Raw genomic sequence first — 18,504 nt, 5'->3', positions numbered from 1 at the left:
ATCCTCCCCAGAGGGCGCTCATCCACAGTCTCTGCTCCAGTCCGGACACCACGAGTCGCGCACACGAGGATGCGGAGCATGACAGCTCGCCCTATCCCGCCTCGACCGCCCCTCTGCCCGCGTCCGGTGCTGCGAGCGCTGCGTGTCCTGCTGGTGGTGCTGTGCCTTCTGGTGTCCTTCTCGCTCGCCGGTCCTGCTCGTGCAGAGCCCTCGAGCCGCTGGCAATGGCCGACCCCGGCTCCGCACGAGGTGGCCGCCCCGTTCGAGGCTCCCCCGCATCGCTACGGTCCGGGTCACCGCGGCATCGACATCCGCGTGTCCGGGGAGGGGGCCGAGATCCGTGCGGTGGAGGCCGGGACCGTACGGTTCTCCGGGAAGGTGGCAGGGCGAGGGGTCGTCTCGGTGATGCACGCCGATGGGCTGATATCCACCTACGAGCCGGTCGCCGGCTCGGTCGAGGAGGCCCAGGCGGTCGGTGCCGGTGACGTGCTGGGGACGGTCGCCGATGGTGAGGCCTCGCATTGCCCTGCGGAGGTCTGCCTGCATCTGGGTGCTCGGCGCGGTCAGGACTATCTCGACCCGCTCCTGCTGCTCGGGGGCAGAGGTCCCAGCGTCCTGCTCCCCTGGGCCGGCGCTGCGACTCCGAATGGCTCGAGGGGCCCGACCGGCGCGCTGGCCGTTCGGGCGGCCCCGTCGGCCGCAGGTGTCCGGCCCTCCGCGAGCGCTCCGTCATCGACCGCCTCCCGGGCGAAAGGCCCTGGCACGACGAGCACCCGTGGGAGGGCGCAGCCTGTCCTGGCTGCGTGAGAGCGCACGGAACGGAAGCATCCCGACGAACGGCCCGCCGCGATGCGCGCGGCTCTCTCGGGATCAGGCGCGGGGGTGGGCCTGGTCGATGGTCCGCCGCAGCCGATCGGCGCTGACGTGGGTGTAGATCTGGGTGGTCGCCAGGGAGGAGTGCCCCAGGAAGTCCTGGACGCTGCGCAGGTCTGCTCCTCCTTCGACGAGGTGCGTTGCAGCGCTGTGGCGCAGAGTGTGAGGTGAGATGTGCTTGGCGATACCCGCCTGTGCCGCGTAGTGATCGATCATCGTGCGCACGGCGCGGTCTCCGAGCCGGCGTCCCCGGACCCCGAGGAACAGTGCCGGCTCCTCGGGCCTGTCCGACAGGCTGTTCTGCAGCAGGTGCGGTCGTCCGTCCCGCTCCCATCTCTCCACCGCGTCCAGGGCTGGGCGCCCGACGGGGACGATCCGCTCCTTGCTCCCCTTGCCGAGGACCCTGACGGTGCTCTGGGCATGGTCGATGCCTCGCCGGTCCAGGGCGACCAGCTCGGAGACGCGCAGTCCCGAGGAGTAGAGGAGCTCGAGCACCGCGGCGTCCCGCAGCAGGACGGCCTGCTGCAGCGGGTCCTCGACCGCCCCGGCCCCAGCACCAACACCAGCACCAGCACCAGCACCAGCACCAGCACCAGACCTAGGTTCCCCTGGACCTGCGCTCCCCTCCTCCGCGCCATCGAGCAAGGAGGCGGCTTGCTGTCCTGAGAGCACAGTGGGCAGGTGACGGCCACGACGCGGTGCCCTCAGCCGGCCCCCGACGTCGTGCGGGATGCGCCCGGTGGCCGCGAGCCAGGTGGTGAAAGTACGTGCTGCGGCGGCGGAGCGGGCGAGTGTGCTCGCTCCGGCACCAGTCTCCGAGCGCGCGGCGAGCCAGGACCGCAGCGCCGCGACGTCGAGCTCCACGAGGTCGATCCGCTCGACGCCTCGCAGATGCTCGAGAAGACCGGCGGCCTCGCGGTGATAGGCGCGGACCGTGTGCTCGGAGCGGCCGCGCTCGAGCCGGAGATGCTCGGCGAACGTTTCCACGAGCACCTCGTCGATCTCCTCCTCGGCGCGACTCATGGGTATCAGTCTCTCCCATGTCCCGAGCCGGCCGGGGTTCAGCGCGGCGTACGGGCGCGTCGTGTCCGCTCGCCCGTGGTCTCCACCAGCCCCAGCAGGGCCAGGCGTGCCAGAGCCGCCGTCACCTCGTCGAGCTCGAACCCGATCTCCTGGGCGATCCGACCCGCAGGGAGGCTCGAGCGCGGAGGGACAGCATCCAGCACCCGGCGGTCCGACGGGCTGAGAAGATCCAGCTCGTCCTGGGCGGCGAAGCGGCCCTCGCCGGACGCTGGGCCTCCGGGCAGCAGATCCAGAACCTCTGCGGGCTCGGTGATCAGCACTGCTCCGCGTTCTCGGATCAGGCGGTGGCACCCTGCGCTTGCGGCCGAGGTGATCGGCCCAGGGACGGCCCCGACCGGCCGGGAGAGCTGATCGGTCAGACGTGCCGTGGACAGCGCCCCGGAGCGCCAGGAGGCCTCGACCACGACGACCGCCTGGGACAGTGCCGCGATCAGGCGGTTCCTGGCCAGGAACCTCCAGCGCGTGGGCGCGGTGCCGGGCGGCGCCTCGCTCACCAGGAGGTGTCGCTCCCGAATCCGTTCGAGCAGCTGTGTGTTCCCGCGCGGATACAGCCGATCCAGGCCCCCGGCGAGGACGGCGATCGTGGCCCCGTCCGGTGCGTCGAGAGCTCCGCGATGGGCGGCGGCGTCGATCCCGTAGGCGCCGCCGGAGACGACCGTCCCGCCACGCGCGGCGAAGTCCGCTCCGAGGCTCCCCGCCGCGTCCTCCCCATAGGCCGTCGAAGCGCGCGAGCCCACGAGGGCGACGGATCGGCCACCCACGAGATCGTCGAGGCGGCCCGGCCCGTGGAGCCACAGGCAGTGCGGTGCAGTCTCCTGCAGGTCCCCCAGCAGCTCGGGCCATTCCTGGTCCTCGGGGGTGATGATGCGGATGCCTCGACGCCGGGCGTCCTCGAGGACTGCGTCGAGGTCGACCGTGGACAGCCGTGATCGCCAGCGCGCCAGGGCGCGGTCCGCCCGCAGACGGCTCGTGCCGCCAGCTGGTTCGGAGGCGTCGCTGGGAAGCTCTCCGCCCAGTCTGGTCAGCAGGTCCGCTGCGGACCCCTCCCGGGCGAGGCGGAGAGCCTGCGCCGGCCCGCACAGGGTTCGGGCGAGCAGAGCGATCGAGTCGCCGGGTTCCGCGATCACCGACCAGGTGATACGGGCGACCCTGTCCTCGGTCTCCGGTCCCGGGGCCGGGTGGGGCCCTCGGGCGGGACCTGTTCCGGGGGTGTGCGGGGGCATCATCGTGCTTCTCCTTCGCGCAGGGTGAGGGCGAGTCCGATCTGCTCGGCACCGGGGCGGTCCGCCCCGTCGAGATCGGCGAGGGTCCACGCCAGGCGCAGGACCCGGTCGTGGCCGCGCAGGGTAAGACGTCCCTGGGCCACGGCGTGATCGAGGAGGCGACGCTCCGACGCCTCGGGAGCAAAATCTCGTCGCAGCCGGGCGCCGGGAAGCTGGGAGTTCAGGGACCAGGGAAGCCCGGCGAATCGGCTCCGCTGGCGCTCCCGTGCTGCCCGGACCCGGAGCGCGATCGTCGCGCTGGATTCGTTCTCCTGCTCCCCTGCACGGTGGACGTCGACGGGGCCGACGAGTATCTGCATGTCCACGCGGTCCAGCACCGGTCCGGAGAGCCGCGCCATGTACCGGCGGCGTTGGAGCGGGGAGCAGGTGCAGCCGTCCCCCTTCCCGTAGGACTTGCCGCAGGGGCACGGGTTGGCCGCCATGACGAGCTGGAATCTCGCCGGATACCGCGTCACGGCCCGAGCCCGGTGCAGGGTGATGTCCCCGGTCTCGAGCGGCTCGCGAAGTGCCTCGAGCACACGCGCCGGGAATTCCGGAGCTTCGTCGAGGAAGAGCACCCCGGCGTGGGCCCGGGAGATCGCTCCGGGCAGAGCGAGGCCCGCGCCGCCGCCCACCACCGCTGCAGTCGTCGCGGTGTGATGAGGGCTCTCGAACGGCACGGTGCGGCGCAGGCCCTCGTGCGCGTCGAATCGCCCCGCGAGGGAATGGATCGCCGAGACCGCGAGCGAGTCATCGATCTCCAGCGCCGGGAGGATGCCGGGCAGGCGCGAGGCGATCATCGTCTTCCCGGCGCCCGGCGGACCGATCAGGAGCAGATGGTGGCCCCCCGCCGCAGCGACCTCTGCAGCGCGCCTGGCCTGAGCCTGGCCGACCACGTCGGCGAAGTCTCCGGGCGGGGCGGAGGGATGCTCGGCAGGGGCTGTCCGGTCACCGGTCAGATCCAGCACCTGCCGCATCGGGGACGGCGGAACATCTGCGCCGAACCGATGCAACAGGCTGGTCAGGTCAGCGGCGCCGTCCACCTCGACCCCCTCCACGAGCCGCGCCTCGAGAAGATTCTGCTCAGGCACGATCGCTCGACTGATCCCCAAGGTGCGGGCGGCGAGCAGCGCCGGGAGCACGCCCGGAATGGGGCGCAGCCGACCGTCCAGACCGAGTTCTCCCAGCAGCACGGTGTCGCCGGGGACATGGACGCTGAGGTCGCCCTGCGCGTCGACCACCGCCATGGCGATCGCGAGGTCGAACCCGGAGCCCTGCTTCCGCCGCCAGGCCGGAGTCATGTTCACGGTGATCCGCCGCGCCGCCAGTCGGACGCCGCTGCGCGCGGCGGCGGCACGCACCCTATCGCGCGCCTGGAGCATCGAGGAGTCCGGCAGTCCCACGAGGGAGAAGGCCGGAAGCCCGGCGGAGACGTCGGCCTCGACCTCGACCAAGGTGCCGTCGAGCCCGGCGAGGCTGATCGAGAGCGTGCGCGCCTGGCCCATGCTCAGACCGCCTCGAGGTGCTCGAGGGAGAAGGTGCCGTCGAGGTGGGCGTGGACCCCGACGACGTCGATGCGCACATCGCGGTGCGGGGTCGAACGCTCCATGAGGTACTCCCCGGCAAGGCGCCGCAGACGACGCAGCTTCGCCGCGGTCACAGCGGCCTGCGGGACCCCGGTGACGAACGTGCGACGGGTCTTCACCTCGACGAAGACCAGCGTGGTGTGCGCGAGGGCGACGATGTCCAGCTCCCCCTGGCTCAGGCGCAGGTTGCGTTCCACGATCTGCCATCCGCAGGCCATCAGGTGCTCGGCGACGAGGTCCTCCCCCGTTCTGCCGAGCTCCGCCGTGGACATCTCGGCGACCCGACGCTGCCGAGGCGGAGCCGACGGCCCGAGGACCGGGGGTTCCGCCGCGGGACCGGTCAGCCGGGACGGACCACGGGGCGGCCGAGCGGGGTCAGAGTCAGGGGCTGTGGATGTGCCTGTGCCCGTGGCTGTTGTGATCGGTGAGGAACGGGCGACGCTCTGGCCGTGATCGTCCGCGGGACGTGGGATCCGGCCCCGAGGCACGGGCGGCGAGGAGATGGGCGGCGACGAGGTGGGTGAGAGGCGTGTCATACCGCTCAGCCTGGCTCGGCCCCGTCGGCCTCACCCGAGGGGCGAGAGTTTTGGGGACAAGCACCCTCTGGGGAGGAAAGGTCACCCGCTCCGGATCCCCGTGGGCGAGCAGTCGATCGGCGGGGCTGTCCACGGTGCTGATGTACGGCGCTGGTCTACGGCGCTGGCGCTTCCGAGCCGCGGCCCTCGCTCACGCCCCACCCCGCTCCCGCCACGGCCACGGCCACGCCTCAGGGCTCAGGGCTCAGGGCAACGAGATGTCGGGCTTGTTGAGCTCTTCGATGTTGACGTCCTTGAAGGTCACCACGCGCACGGACCGCACGAAGCGGTTGGAGCGGTAGATGTCCCAGACCCACACGTCGGCCAGGCGGAGTTCGTAGAAGACCTCGCCGCCGCCCGAGCGGACCTGCAGATCGACCTGGTTGGCGAGGTAGAACCGTCGCTCCGTCTCGACCACGTAGGTGAACAAGCTGACCACGTCGCGGTACTCGCGGAACAGCTGGAGTTCGAGGTCGGACTCGTAATTCTCGAGGTCCTGCGCGCTCACCGACGCTCCTCCTTCTGCTGGTCCTGCTGGGGGTGCCACTGGTCGCTCCACAGTACGCCAGCGGGGCTGGCAACCTGAGCGGGGGCCGGGATCGGGATCGCCGACTGGGGTGTCGCCGCTGCAGCGACCGCGCCGATGACAGCGCCTGTCCCTGTGCCGGGAGCCGGGCGCGATCCCAGCCGCCAGGTGCGCCGGTGATGCTCGTGGGTTCCGATCCTGTCGATCGCCTCGCGATGCACGGCCGCCCCATAGCCCTTGTTCGACGCCCATCCGTACTCCGGGGCCGAGGCGTCCAGCTCCACCATGATGGCGTCGCGGGCCACCTTCGCGACGATGCTCGCCGCGGAGACGCTCGCGCAGTCCCTGTCTGCCGAAACCCGCAGCTCGACCAGCGGAGCCGGCCGGTCGGCGGTGGCCAGCTGCGCCGACAGGACATCGACGTTGCCGTCCAGGAGGATGGCGTCGGCCTCGACCTGGAGGGCATCGAGGGCGCGCAGTGCGGCCCGGGTGAGGGCCTCCATGATGCCGATCTCGTCGATCTCCGCAGCGCTCGCCCATCCCACCGCCGTCGCATGGGCCGCGCCCTCGATGGGAGCGACGAGTGCTTCACGACGTGCGGCGGAGAGCTTCTTGGAATCCCGCACCCCGGCGGGCAGCTCCCGGATGCGGCCGTCGACGACCTCGATCGCGCAGGCACCGATCGCGACCGGGCCGGCGAGGGCTCCTCGGCCCACTTCGTCCAGACCGACGATCACGCGACGCCCGGGGCCGCAGCGCGCCGCGAGGGCGTGCTCGACGTCGAGCGTGGGAACGACGGCGGTCACGGCTGCGCGGGAACGTCGGAGAAGGCATCGCGGCCATCGCCCAGGCCGTCCCAGCGGCCGACGGGCCAGAAGATGACCTCGGCCTTGCCGGTGATGTCCTCCTCCGGCACGAAGGCGCTCTCGCCCTGGGACTCGTGCCACGCGGAGTCCGCTGAGGCGTACCGGTTGTCGCCCATCACCCACACGTTGTCCTGGGGCACCGTCACGTCGAACGCGACCTGGCAGGCGGCGGTCTCCTGGTTGATGTACGGCTCGTCGAGCTCGACGCCGTTGACCTGGAGCGCCCCGCCCTTCTCCTCGCACACGACATGGTCGCCGGGCAGTCCGATCAGCCGCTTGACCAGGTGGTCCTGGGAGGGGTCCGGAGCCAGGCCCACCGCGCTGAGGATCATCATCAACCGCACCCGCGGCGTGGGATCCACGGTCGCGTCGCCGTCGATCCAGTTGTCAGGGTCCTCGAAGACGATCACGTCCCCGCGGTGCAGGTCGAACACCCCCGGGGTGAGCTTGGAGACCAGGATCTTGTCGTTCTCGACGAGGGTCGGGTTCATCGACGCCGACGGGATGTAGAACGGCTGGATGAGGAAGGTCTTGACCAGCACGGCGATCACGAGGGCGACGGCCATGGTGACGATGGTGTCCAGCCACAGCGGCATCCGCGCGCGGCGGTGGCTGCGCCCCGAGCCGGGCCGGGTGTCCGAGGGGTCCTCGCCGGGCGCGGCGTCCTCGGGCTCGGACACTGCACTGGGGGATTCTTCGGACGCATTCATCGCCGTGATCCTATCCGGAGAACCTGCGCCTCACAGCACACCGGCACGAGGCAGTGGCCACACGAGCCGGTCGACCTCCCCCACCACTCGGTCCACCGGGATCATCCCTCCGCCCGGGGCGCCGAGCAGGTGCCGGGAATCCGTGGAGTCGGAGCGGTTGTCGCCGAGCACGAACATGCGGCCCTCGGGGACTTCGAGGTCGAACTCGATCTCGCTGGGGGCCATGTCGTCGCGCAGATAGGGCTCCGCGAGCGCTCGGCCGTTGACGGTGAGCTGGCCGCCTTCGTCGCAGCAGGTCACACGATCCCCGCCCGTCGCGATGACCCGCTTGACCCAGTACCGGTCGCCGTCCTCCGCCGAGGGCGCGAAGTAGCCGGTGCCGTCGAAGACCACGATGTCTCCGCGGTCGGCCCGCCCTCGCTCGGAGCGGTCGGCCAGCAGCACGTCCCCCGGGAGCAGGGTGGGCTCCATGGACGCCGAGGGGACCCGGAACGGCTGGACGACGAAGTATCGGACCACGCCCGCAGCCAGCAGCACCAGCACGAGACAGACGGCGGCGGCCACCACAGGGTGGGGCCGCCGCCGTCCGCGCACTCGATCTCGGGTCATGCCCTGATCAGGAGTGGTCGCGCTTCTCCTTGATGCGGGCCTTCTTGCCCGTGAGGTTGCGCAGGTAGTACAGCTTCGCGCGACGCACGTCGCCGCGGGTGACGACCTCGATCTTGTCGACGGTCGGGGCGTGCACGGGGAACACGCGCTCCACGCCGACGCCGAAGGAGATCTTGCGGACGCGGAAGGTCTCGCCCACGCCGTGGCCCTGGCGGCCGATGACGTAGCCCTGGAAGATCTGGATACGGGAGCGGTTGCCCTCGATGACCTTCACGTGGACCTTGACGTTGTCGCCGGCGCGGAACGCGGGGACGTCCTCGCGCAGGGATGCCTTGTCGAGCTCGTCGAGCTTCTGCATGATGTTTCTCCAGCCTCCGCCTCAGGTCGGACAGCTTCGTTCGCGGGGTCCTCCGGCGGAGCCGGGATGCCCTTCATGAACTGTCGATCCGGCGAGGAGCGAACTCCTCGTGCCGGTGTGCTGGGCTTCTGGCGGCGACTCCCATCGCCACGGAACTGCCCGACCGCTGATCGCGTCCCTCCCCTGAGGCAGAGGAACGCGCGGTGCGCACAAGGGGACATTCTGCCAGGGCACGGTGAGCACGGCAAGCCCACGGCTCAGCAACTATGCCGGTCAGCGCGCGAACCCGGTGTCGGGTCCGTCACGCCATCGCGGTCAGGACGACGATCCGGAACCGTCGGCCTCTGCGAGGAGGTCGGGTCGCCGCTGCCGGGTGCGCTCCACGGACTGCTCGTGGCGCCAGGCGGCGATCTTCGCGTGATCGCCCGAGAGCAGGATCTGCGGCGCCTCGCGCAGCACTCCGGCCGGGTCGCTCCAGCTCGCCGGGCGCGTGTAGAGCGGGTACTCCAGCAGGCCGTCGGAATGCGACTCCTCGACCAGGGACTCGGCATTGCCGACCACGCCCGGGACCAGCCGCACGACCGCCTCGGTGATGGCCAGCACCGCCACCTCTCCCCCGTTGAGCACATAGTCGCCGAGAGAGGCGAGGGCGATCTCGTAGCCGGTGTCGGCGAGGTGCTCGTAGACCCGTTCGTCGATGCCCTCGTAGCGCCCGCAGGCGAAGATGATCCACTCGCACTGGGACCACTCCTGCGCGGTGGCCTGGGCGAACGGAGCTCCTGCCGGGTTGGGGAACACGATCAGGGGCTCGACGTCGGCTCCGAGCGTCTCCTGGCCGACCGCGCGGACGGCGGCGAAGGCCTCCGCCCAGGGCTCGGGCTTCATGACCATCCCGGCGCCGCCGCCCAGCGGGGTGTCGTCGACGGTGCGATGGCGGTCATGGGTCCAGGTGCGCAGGTCGTGCACCTGTAGATCGACGATCCCGTCGCGTCGGGCCTTGCCGATCAGGGACAGCTCGAGCGGGGCGAGGTAGTCGGGGAAGAGGGTCAGGACGTCGATGCGCATCCCGAGCTCAGCCCTTCGTGCGCTTCGCCGGCGCGGAGGTCTCCGTCGACTCGGAGGTCTTCGCCGGCGCAGAGTTCTTCGCCGGCTTGGAGGTCTCGGGATCGGGTCCCCGCTCGTCCTCCGGCAGCTCGTCGAAGAGACCGCCGGGCGGGTTCGCGGTGACGACCCCGGCCTCGAGGTCGACCTCGGGCACGAGCTGCTCGACCAGCGGCAGCTGCACGCGGCGCTTGTCGAGGGTGCGCACGACCAGGAGATCCTGCGCCGGGTAGTGGTCCACCCCGAGGACGGTGCCGAGCTCGCGACCGTCGACGTGCCGCACGGCGAGGCCCTTCAGCTGGGAGGGATACCAGGCGTCGGGGTCCTCGTCGGCCTCTTCCTGGGAGTCGACGGCGGCGCTGAGCTCCACGCCCCGCAGCGATTCCGCCTCGGTACGGTCCGCGACCTCGTCGAACGTGGCGTACCAGCGGTCCTGCTGACGACGGGTGCCGAGCAGGGTGAGGGTGCGGGGGCCGGCCGCGGTGTCGACCTCGAAGGTGACGCCGGGCGTGAATCGCTCCTGGGGCTGATCCGTGCGCAGGACCAGGGCGACCTCTCCGCGCAGGCCGTGGGCCTTGCCGATGGTGGCGACGGTGACGTCGAGGGTGCTCATACCAATCCTTCGTCTTCTGCGGCGGGGTCGCCGTTGTCGATCTCTCCGGAGTCGGGAGAGGAGTATCCGGCGGCATTGCACGCCGCGCCGAGTCCTTCAAGAGGCTCCTGCAGGCCGTCGGAGGAGGTGTCGCCCTCCAGGGCATCCTGGAACGGAGCCCGCACCGCCGTCAGGGCGTCGCGCACGCCCGCGTCGTCGACCGCGGCGATCTCGGCGGCGAGCAGATCGTCGGTGGCCTGCACATCCTCCATCCGATCCGACGGGACGGTCTGCGGGCTGCGGCCGACGAGCTTGAACATGTTCGAGGTCAGGACGTTCGCATTCGCGAACCGGGTCAGAGTACCCGGCGTGTCGAACACATCGGCGCAGACCAGCGCCGCCGGCTTCGTACCGTCGTCGCCGGCCTCGAGCGTCCATGCCGCGGCGGCGGAGGAGCTCGCGCAGACGCCGGCAAGACCGCGCCAGACCTCCTGGAAGGACTCGACATCGGCCTCCGCGCTCTTCTCGGGCTCGGTGCGGAACCAGTCGCTCAGCGCCGCGACGGCATCCTGAGCCTCCCCGGTGGCCTGCTCGAAGGTCGCGTCGATGTCGTCGCCGGTGATGGCGTAGAAGAAGGGGTCCGACGGACCCGCCTGCGGGGCGGTGGCCGCACGGTCCAGGACGACGCGGGACTGCGGCGACCGGTAGTCGGGGTCGCCCCAGAACTCTGCACAGGCCTCCGCCAGCGCGGGGTCAGCCGACGCCGGCTCCTCCACGGAGGGTGGCTCGGCCGGCGAGCTGTTCCCCGTGGCCGGGCCCTCCGCGGTGCACCCCGTGAGCAGAAGCGTCGCCGCGAGCAGGGCGAGGCCGCCGTGCACCCGTCGGCTCGACGGCACCGTCATACCGGATGCGCCCGCCGTTCCGGACGGGCCCCGGGAATGCCAGGAGCGGCACTGCTGGAACGTTTCCGTTCTGCCAGCAGTGCCGCTCCGAGAGGTCGTGCGGGGCACCTCAGCGCCGGTCGACGTCGACGATGTCGACGCGCACATCATCATCCGAGAGGGCCGCGGTGACCGTGCGCAGGGCACGGGCGGTGCGGCCGGATCGGCCGATGACGCGACCGAGGTCGGCAGCGCCGACCCGGACCTCGAGCAGTGGGCCGCGACGCGTGGACTTCTCCGTCACGTTCACGGCCTCAGGATCGTCGACGATGCCGCGGACGAGATGATCGAGGGCTTCCGCGCGGGTGCTCATATCAGGCCTCGTCGGTCGATGCGGCCTCGGCGTCCTCGGGCTTTTCGCCCTCGGCAGGTGCCTCCTCGGAACCGGCCTCGACCTCGGCGGTCTCAGCGGCCTCGGCGGCCTTGGCGTCCTTGGCCTTCTTCGCGCCGTCGCGGGACTCAGCAGCGGCCTTGTCGGCCTCCGCGATGAGCTCCTCGGGGGTCTTCTTGACCTCAGCGGTCTTCAGGGTGCCCGCAGCAGCGGTCTCGCCCTTGGCCTTCTGCCAGTCACCGGTGATCTTGAGCAGAGCAGCGACCTGCTCGGTCGGCTGTGCGCCGACGCCGAGCCAGTACTGCGCACGCTCGGACTCGACCTCGATGACCGAGGGGTGCTCGGTCGGGTGGTACTTGCCGATCTCTTCGAGGACGGCGCCGTCGCGCTTCTTGCGCGAATCGGCGACGACGATGCGGTAGTACGGTGCACGGGTCTTGCCCATGCGCTTCAGTCGGATCTTGACAGCCACGTGGGTGGACTCTCCTTCAGGGATGTTCGGGTGAGTTCCGCCGCAGCCTGTGGGGTCATGCGGGCGCTGACGGTCCTCGGGGTGTCGTGCTCGGGCGGGTAGAGGGCCGACCCGAGCGCATACGGCGCCGATTATGCCAGGGAACCGCACCTTCGCACCACCCGGGCCCGTGTGCACCAGGGCACAGCGGTCCGAGCGGGCTCCGGGACAGTCGTGCCGCAGGCCACAGGGGTCGTCTCGCCGGGGCTCTGTGCGGATGCTCGAGTCTGTGCGGCGAACCCTCCGGATGGGCGCCCCTCGGAGGAGCACGTGCCGGATCCTCACCTGCCGGATGGGTGCCTGATAGATGGCTGCCTGTCGGATCAGCACCGGTCGACCCTCCCCCGTCTCAGCCCAGGGACGTGAGGGCGCCGATCAGCTGATTCACTCCGAGCACGATGAACAGCAGCGCGACGATCCCCAGCACGAGGTTCAGCACCCAGCCGTTCCTCCATTGCCGCGGAACATGGCGGGAGTTCAGCAGGAACAGCAGCGTCAGCGCGAGGAACGGCATGAAGAGGGAGCCCAGGACGCCGTAGGCCACGATGACCTGGATCGGCTTGCCCAGCAGGAGCAGCAGCATCGGCGGGAACGTCAACCAGAGCACGTAGAAGCGGTAATAGCGGCCGCCGACGCCCCGGTCATGGTGGCCCTCGGGCAGCTTCCGCACGGCACCGAAGAAGTCGGCGAACATGATCGACACGCCGTTCCAGACCCCCAGCACGGACGAGAACGCCGAGGCCCAGAAACCGATGAGGAACACGATGCTCATGGCCTCCCCGTAGCGGCTCGCCAGGACGTCGGCGAGCTCCACGAGCCCCTGATCACCGTCCTCGACGGCGATCCCGGCGGAGTACAGCAGCTCCGCTCCGACGATCAGCATGGAGATCACGAAGATCCCCGAGATCACATAGGCCACGGAGTTGTCCAGGCGCATGACGCGCATCCAGCGAGGTGTGGACCAGCCCTTCGCGCTCAACCAGTACCCGTAGGCGGCCAGCGTGATGGTGCCTCCCACACCGCCGGCGATGCTCAGCGCGTAGATGAGCCCGCCGTCGGGGATGCGCGGGATGAGCCCGGCGGCGATCTGGCCGAGGTTCGGGACGGTGACTGCAGCGGCTCCGACGACGGTCACGAACATGACTCCGACCAGCACCGCGATGATCAGCTCGAGCCGACGGTAGTGGCCCAGCCAGACCACCGCGGCACCGAGGAGACCGGTGAGCACCGCATAGGCGATGAAGGGGATCTGCGTGACCGCTCCGATGTCTCCGAGCACGGGGATCTTCGGGACCAGCGCGACGAGCGGGAGGGCGGAGGCGGACATCGCCGTCGCGCCGTACACGAAGCCCCAGATCACGATGTACGGGCCGAAGTACCAGGAGGTCCAGCGGCCCAGCCTGCGCCACCCTTCGAAGATCGAGTGGCCGGTGGCGAGGGTCCATCGACCGGCCCCCTCCACCAGGAAGATCTTGATCACCACGCCGACGACGGCGGCCCACAGCAGGGCGTAGCCGAACCGGGAACCGGCGACGAGGGTCGCGACGAGATCACCGGCCCCGATGCCGGTCGCCGCGACCAGCAGCCCTGGCCCGATCAGGGTCCATTTCGCCGGGGCGGCAGCGCCCTGCACATCTGCGGGCTCCGAGGACGTGGTTCGGGCGGCGTCGTCCGGTTCAGGCCGAGAATCCATGCCGGAATGCTACGGGGTGCGCCCCGTGGTGCGGGCGGCAACCGACACGCGACCGTGGGCCGTCTCAGTATCCGGCGACCACTCAGTGGGCGAGGACCGATCAGGCAGCGAGGACCACTCAGTGGCTGTGGACCACGTCGCCCCGCAGGACGACGTGGCGGGTGCGGCGCAGCGTGCCATGGCCTGCTCGCGGGTCCTCGGGCACGACGAGGAGATCCGCCGGGGCACCGTCCTCGAGGCCGGGCACATCGAGGAACCGTCGCGGCGCCCACGCCGCAGCCTCGAGGATCTGGGTCGCCGTGAGCCCTGCCCGAGACAGCTCGTCCAGCTCGTCATGGATGATCCCGTGGCCGAGCACTCCCCCGGCATCGGTGCCCACCAGGAGCGGGATGCCGGCGTCATGAGCATCACGGGTGCGCTCATAGCGTCCGGCGCGCAGACGCCGCATGTGCGCGGCATAGGCGGGGAACTTCGCCTCACCCTGCGACGCATAGGTCTCGAACTCGTCGATGTTGACGAGCGTGGTGACCACCGGGGTGCGGGTCGCGGCCGCCCGCTCGATCGTCTCGTCGGTCAGCCCGGTGGCGTGCTCGAGGCAGTCGAATCCGGCATCGAGGGCCAGCGGAACCGTCGCCTCGTCGAAGGTGTGCGTGGTGATCCGGGCACCGGCGGCGTGGGCGGCATCGGCCGCGGCAGCGAGGTCCTCACCGCTCCAGCAGGGCGTCAGGTCGCCGACCTCTCGGTCGATCCAGTCCCCCACCAGCTTCACCCAGCCGTCCCCGCGCTGCGCTTCGTGGGTGACCGCTGCAGGCAGGTCCTCGGGCTCGAGCTCATGAGCGTATCCGCGCAGGTAGCGACGGGTCCGTGCGAGGTGGCGGCCGCAGCGGACGAGCCGTGGGAGGTCAGCCTGCTGCTGCAGCGGGGAATTGTCGATGATCGAGCCGGCATCGCGGATCAGGAGCACGCCGGTGTCGCGATCTGTGAGTGCCTGTTCCCGTGCGGTGGCGAGCGAGGTGCCCTCCCCGTCGTCCCCGATCCCGAGGTGGCAGTGCAGGTCGGCGAGCCCGGGCACGACGAATCCGTCGAGCTCCCGGATCTCGGCGCCGGCGGGCAGCTCGGGCTTCTCGTGGTGGATCCGACCTCCGACGACCCACGCTCCGCTGATCTCCTGCTCGGGGCCGACGAGGACGGGACCGGTCAGGTGCAGGACGGTCGAGGACTCAGTGGCGACGGTGCTCATGCCCCGAGCCTACCGAGACCGCGCCCCCTCCGCTGTCGCCGGGAAGTGGCCCTCCCCCACCGCGCAGGCCCTGCTCCCGAACGCGTTCCGGCTCGGGCGCCCCACCCCGGTGTCGACTCAGCCGCCGCTCCCGTCGCGTCGAGTCACGTCGCGTCGCGTCGCGTCGAGTCGCGCCGCGTCACGTCGCGTCGCGTCGAGTTGCGTCGCATCGCGTCGCGTGACGTCGCGTCGAGTCGCGTCACAAAAAGTGCCACGAACCCGGCACCTTTTCGAGCACGAGCTGCTCGAGCTGGCGTCGTGACGAGAAAGGTTCCCATCCTCTGGAACTTTTCGCGTCACGAATCACCAGGGGTCGGCCCGTCGGCGCCTCGCGGCTCCCGAACCCGCACCGTCGCAGCTATTCACGCGACGGAGGGTCGTCGGCTATTCACGCAACGGAGGGCCGTCGGCGGCGAAGAGCATCCTCCAGCCGTGCGAAGAACTCTGCGGGCTTCCGATAGTCAGCGATGGTTGCCCGGATGACCTTCCACCCCGCGTCATGGAGCACGTCGTTCTTGTTCACGTCCTTCTGCCAGGTGACCACGTCCTTCCGGTGTGCTTCGCTGTCGTACTCGATCGCGATCTTCTCGTCCTCGTAGGCGAGGTCGATGTAGAACCTGTTTCCGGTCGTCGACTCCACAACCTCGACGTTCAGAGACGGTTCCGGGAATCCCCGACCGAGTAGCTGCAACCGGAGCTTCGTCTCCATCGGCGACCAGGAGCGCTCTCGCAGATGCGGCAACGCCTGACGCAGCGCCGGCGCACCGGGCCCCTGCGATGAGGCGACGAACTGTTCGATCTGCGATCTCCGCATCCGGAGCTCTGTCCCGAACTGGTCGGCGGCCAACGCATCGAGACAGACGACGAGCTCCACGTGCGACAGCCTTGTGGCGATCTCTTGAAGCGCGACGAGCGGGTGCGAGATCACCAGACTGCGATGCGTCAACGTCGGCTCCCGCGATGGCAGGTGGGCTATGACCAGAGTTCCGGCTGTGCGGGACATGTTCGCGGGCCCACGACAGTGGATCGGTGCACCTCCTGCATAGGTCAGCTGCCGAGGCAGAGGGAACCCGAACAGCTCCGCGGCGGACTCATGGCTGATCACCGTCCCTGGTCGGAGCCGCGACTGGACGATGGCGGCCAGCTGCCGCAGGGAGACGTCAGCCTCCGCACGCACCCACCATCCGGGAAGGACACGCCGCATCGCCGCTGAGGCGAAGTGCCGGCGGTGCATTCCCTGGGCAAGGAGCTCCTCGCGGCGATAGACGGTGTCGAGCCGCAGGTCCTTCGGCCGGAGAGACATGAGGGGAGCGTACGAACGCAAAGCCGAGCCTGTCCTGACGTGCTCGCCGATGTGGACCGGAGCGGCCTGGGGAGGATCGGTGTCACCGAATTCCTCCCGGCCGTGCCGACGAAAAAGGTTCCAGTAGGGCGGCACCTTTCAGGTCATGGCGAGGGTGGTAACCCCGGGGCCAACGTCACGACCAAAAAGGCGCCAGTAGGGCGGCACCTTTCACGTCATGGCGAGGGTGGCAACCCCGGGGCCAACGCCACGACCAGAAAGGTTCCAGATCCGTGGCACCTTACTCGTCGCGCCGGAGACATCAGGTGAGCGCGGGCCCGCCGGGGGTCACGTCCCCACCCAGGGGCGGGGGCCCGCCGGGGGTCACGTCCCCACCCAGGGGCGCGGGCCCACCGGGGGTCACGTCCCCACCCAGGGGCGCGGGCCCACCGGGGGTCACGTCCCCACCAGGGGTCACTTGCCGCCGAGGAGCTTCTGCATCTCCGGGGGGAGCTGGCTGGGGTCGAAGGAGCTGAGGTCCGGTGCGGGCTGATCGGGGGCGTCGCCGCCGAAGGCCGACCCGCCCGTCCCCGCACCTGCACCCGTGCTCTCGCCGGCTGCGGCCTTCCTCGCCGCCTCGGCCTGCTCGCGGGCGGCCTTGGCGGGGTTCTTCGAGGACTTCGACTTCTTCCCCTGCTTCGGCGAGGCCTGCTTGCCGCGCGATTTCTTGCCCATGCCCATGCCGGGGCCGCCCGGCATCGCCGGCGTCCCGCCGCCGGCCATCCCACGACCCATGGACTTCATCATCGTCTGCGCCTGCTTGAACCGCTCGAGCAGCTGGTTGATCTGCTGCACGGTGGTGCCGGAGCCGCGGGCGATGCGGTTGCGCCGCGAGCCGTTGATGACCTTGGGGTTGTTGCGCTCCTCCGGGGTCATCGAGCGGATGATCGCCTCGATGCGACCGATCTCGCTCTCGTCGAAGTTGTCGAGCGCCTCCCGGTGCTGGCCCATTCCGGGCAGCATGCCGAGCATCTTCTTGATGTTGCCCATGTTCTTGAGCTGCTGCATCTGGGACAGGAAGTCGTCGAGGGTGAAGTCCTCGCCGGAGGCGAGCTTCTTCGCCGCCTTCTCGGCCTCTTCCTGGTCGAACGACTTCTCGGCCTGCTCGATGAGGCTGAGCACGTCGCCCATGTCGAGGATGCGGTTGGCCATGCGGTCCGGGTGGAACCGCTCGAAATCGTCGAGGCTCTCACCGGTGGAGGCGAACAGGATCGGGCGCTCGGTCACGCCGGTGATCGACAGAGCGGCACCGCCGCGGGCATCGCCATCGAGCTTGGAGAGCACCACGCCGGTGAAGCCGACGCCGTCGCGGAAGGACTCGGCGACGCGCGCCGCATCCTGGCCGATCATCGCGTCGACGACGAAGAGGGTCTCGTGAGGGTTGACGGCGTCGCGGATGTCCCGCGCCTGTTGCATCATCTCCTCGTCGATGCCGAGACGGCCGGCGGTGTCAACGATGACCACATCGTGCTGCTGGAACTGCGCGGTGGAGACACCGTTCATCGCGACCAGCACCGGGTCGCCGACGCCATTGCCCGGCTCGGGCGCGAAGACGGGCACGCCGGCGCGCTCACCGACGATCTGCAGCTGGTTCACGGCGTTGGGGCGCTGGAGGTCGGAGGCGACCAGCAGCGGAGTGTGTCCCTCGGACTTCATCCACTTCGCGAGCTTGCCGGCCAGCGTCGTCTTGCCGGCGCCCTGGAGGCCGGCCAGCATGATCACGGTGGGCGGGTTCTTCGCCCAGTGCAGCTCGCCGGTGGCGCCGCCGAGCACCTCGACCAGCTCGTCGTTGACGATCTTGACGACCTGCTGGGCGGGATTGAGAGCCTTGGAGACCTCTTCGCCCAGGGCGCGCTCACGCACGCGGCCGGTGAAGGTGCGCACCACCGAGACGGCGACATCGGCGTCGAGCAGGGCTCGACGGATCTCGCGGATCGTCTTGTCGACGTCCGCTTCGGTCAGGCGGCCTTGACCGCGCAGACCCTTGAGCGACGCTGTGATGCGATCGGAGAGGTTGTTGAACACGAAGCGCTTCCCCTTGGTCGATTGGACCGCCTCAGTGTAGTGGCCGCCTGCGCCGCGAGCACGCCGAGAAGCCGCCACCGAGGCGAAGGGCACGCGCCAGGCGCACCGCAGGCCCGCGCACGGCACGCGCCAGGCGCACCGCAGGCCCGCGCACGGCACGCGCCAGGCGCACCGCAGGCCCGCGCACGGCCTGCGCCAGGCGCACGCCGGGCACGCTTCGCGCGCGCGGAGGGCACGCGCC

19 protein-coding genes are annotated in these 18,504 nt (G+C 70.3%); 1 reads left to right on the top strand and 18 read right to left on the bottom strand.

The window, feature by feature from the left end; genetic code table 11:
• Positions 1-78: 78 nt before the first annotated feature.
• Positions 79-807, top strand: coding sequence for a murein hydrolase activator EnvC family protein (locus tag ABD093_RS14825; RefSeq protein ID WP_193116326.1), 729 nt, complete (start codon positions 79-81; stop codon positions 805-807).
• Positions 808-870: 63 nt separating this feature from the next.
• Here the strand turns inward: ABD093_RS14825 and ABD093_RS14820 are convergent, their stop codons facing one another.
• The 18 genes from ABD093_RS14820 to ffh all read right to left on the bottom strand — a co-directional run bounded on the left by ABD093_RS14820 (position 871) and on the right by ffh (position 18,263).
• Positions 871-1,896: a tyrosine recombinase XerC gene (locus tag ABD093_RS14820; protein WP_343925478.1), complete on the bottom strand. Its 1,026-nt coding sequence runs from the start codon at positions 1,894-1,896 to the stop codon at positions 871-873.
• A 38-nt stretch (positions 1,897-1,934) separates the two neighbouring features.
• The gene (gene dprA, locus ABD093_RS14815; protein ID WP_343925476.1) at positions 1,935-3,182 is read right to left on the bottom strand and encodes a DNA-processing protein DprA; all 1,248 of its coding nucleotides are present in this window, start codon (positions 3,180-3,182) and stop codon (positions 1,935-1,937) included.
• Entirely contained in the window at positions 3,179-4,723 is a 1,545-nt protein-coding gene (locus ABD093_RS14810) for a YifB family Mg chelatase-like AAA ATPase (protein WP_193116328.1), read from the bottom strand. Before ABD093_RS14810 ends, dprA begins: the two co-directional genes overlap by 4 nt.
• A 2-nt stretch (positions 4,724-4,725) precedes the next feature.
• Positions 4,726-5,076, bottom strand: coding sequence for a YraN family protein (locus ABD093_RS14805; RefSeq protein ID WP_193116329.1), 351 nt, complete (start codon positions 5,074-5,076; stop codon positions 4,726-4,728).
• A gap of 508 nt (positions 5,077-5,584) precedes the next feature.
• Complete coding sequence (locus ABD093_RS14800) at positions 5,585-5,887, bottom strand: DUF2469 domain-containing protein (RefSeq protein ID WP_076810501.1); 303 nt, start codon at positions 5,885-5,887, stop codon at positions 5,585-5,587.
• A complete protein-coding gene (locus tag ABD093_RS14795) occupies positions 5,884-6,711 on the bottom strand; it encodes a ribonuclease HII (RefSeq protein ID WP_193116330.1) in 828 nt (275 codons plus the stop codon). Before ABD093_RS14795 ends, ABD093_RS14800 begins: the two co-directional genes overlap by 4 nt.
• On the bottom strand, positions 6,708-7,481 hold the full coding sequence (gene lepB, locus ABD093_RS14790; RefSeq protein ID WP_343925473.1) for a signal peptidase I: 774 nt from the start codon (positions 7,479-7,481) through the stop codon (positions 6,708-6,710). Before lepB (ABD093_RS14790) ends, ABD093_RS14795 begins: the two co-directional genes overlap by 4 nt.
• Positions 7,482-7,511: 30 nt before the next feature.
• Complete coding sequence (gene lepB, locus ABD093_RS14785; RefSeq protein WP_343925471.1) at positions 7,512-8,090, bottom strand: signal peptidase I; 579 nt, start codon at positions 8,088-8,090, stop codon at positions 7,512-7,514.
• Positions 8,091-8,097: 7 nt separating this feature from the next.
• Positions 8,098-8,448, bottom strand: a complete 351-nt coding sequence (gene rplS / locus ABD093_RS14780; RefSeq protein ID WP_226849667.1) for a 50S ribosomal protein L19 — start codon at positions 8,446-8,448, stop codon at positions 8,098-8,100.
• Positions 8,449-8,763: 315 nt separating this feature from the next.
• Positions 8,764-9,513, bottom strand: coding sequence for a tRNA (guanosine(37)-N1)-methyltransferase TrmD (trmD, locus tag ABD093_RS14775; RefSeq protein WP_193116333.1), 750 nt, complete (start codon positions 9,511-9,513; stop codon positions 8,764-8,766).
• Positions 9,514-9,520: 7 nt separating this feature from the next.
• Positions 9,521-10,162, bottom strand: coding sequence for a ribosome maturation factor RimM (gene rimM, locus ABD093_RS14770; RefSeq protein WP_343925467.1), 642 nt, complete (start codon positions 10,160-10,162; stop codon positions 9,521-9,523).
• A complete protein-coding gene (locus tag ABD093_RS14765; RefSeq protein WP_343925465.1) occupies positions 10,159-11,043 on the bottom strand; it encodes a hypothetical protein in 885 nt (294 codons plus the stop codon). Before ABD093_RS14765 ends, rimM begins: the two co-directional genes overlap by 4 nt.
• Before the next feature lie 109 nt (positions 11,044-11,152).
• Entirely contained in the window at positions 11,153-11,395 is a 243-nt protein-coding gene (locus tag ABD093_RS14760; RefSeq protein WP_193116336.1) for a KH domain-containing protein, read from the bottom strand.
• Between the two features lies 1 nt (position 11,396).
• On the bottom strand, positions 11,397-11,885 hold the full coding sequence (gene rpsP, locus ABD093_RS14755) for a 30S ribosomal protein S16 (protein WP_193116337.1): 489 nt from the start codon (positions 11,883-11,885) through the stop codon (positions 11,397-11,399).
• Positions 11,886-12,273: 388 nt separating this feature from the next.
• A complete protein-coding gene (locus ABD093_RS14750; RefSeq protein WP_343925462.1) occupies positions 12,274-13,617 on the bottom strand; it encodes an Nramp family divalent metal transporter in 1,344 nt (447 codons plus the stop codon).
• Between the two features lie 118 nt (positions 13,618-13,735).
• A complete protein-coding gene (locus ABD093_RS14745) occupies positions 13,736-14,857 on the bottom strand; it encodes an amidohydrolase family protein (RefSeq protein ID WP_193116339.1) in 1,122 nt (373 codons plus the stop codon).
• 427 nt (positions 14,858-15,284) lie between these two features.
• On the bottom strand, positions 15,285-16,334 hold the full coding sequence (locus tag ABD093_RS14740; RefSeq protein ID WP_343925460.1) for a DUF559 domain-containing protein: 1,050 nt from the start codon (positions 16,332-16,334) through the stop codon (positions 15,285-15,287).
• 318 nt (positions 16,335-16,652) lie between these two features.
• Positions 16,653-18,263 (bottom strand): signal recognition particle protein, encoded by a 1,611-nt coding sequence (ffh, locus tag ABD093_RS14735; RefSeq protein ID WP_193117888.1) that lies wholly within the window; start codon positions 18,261-18,263, stop codon positions 16,653-16,655.
• Positions 18,264-18,504 lie beyond the last annotated feature (241 nt).

The organism is Brachybacterium tyrofermentans, assembly GCF_039526165.1.
GTDB lineage: Bacteria > Actinomycetota > Actinomycetes > Actinomycetales > Dermabacteraceae > Brachybacterium > Brachybacterium tyrofermentans.
Note: the sequence above shows the minus strand (reverse complement) of the source record. Positions and strands in the feature narration are given on the sequence as shown.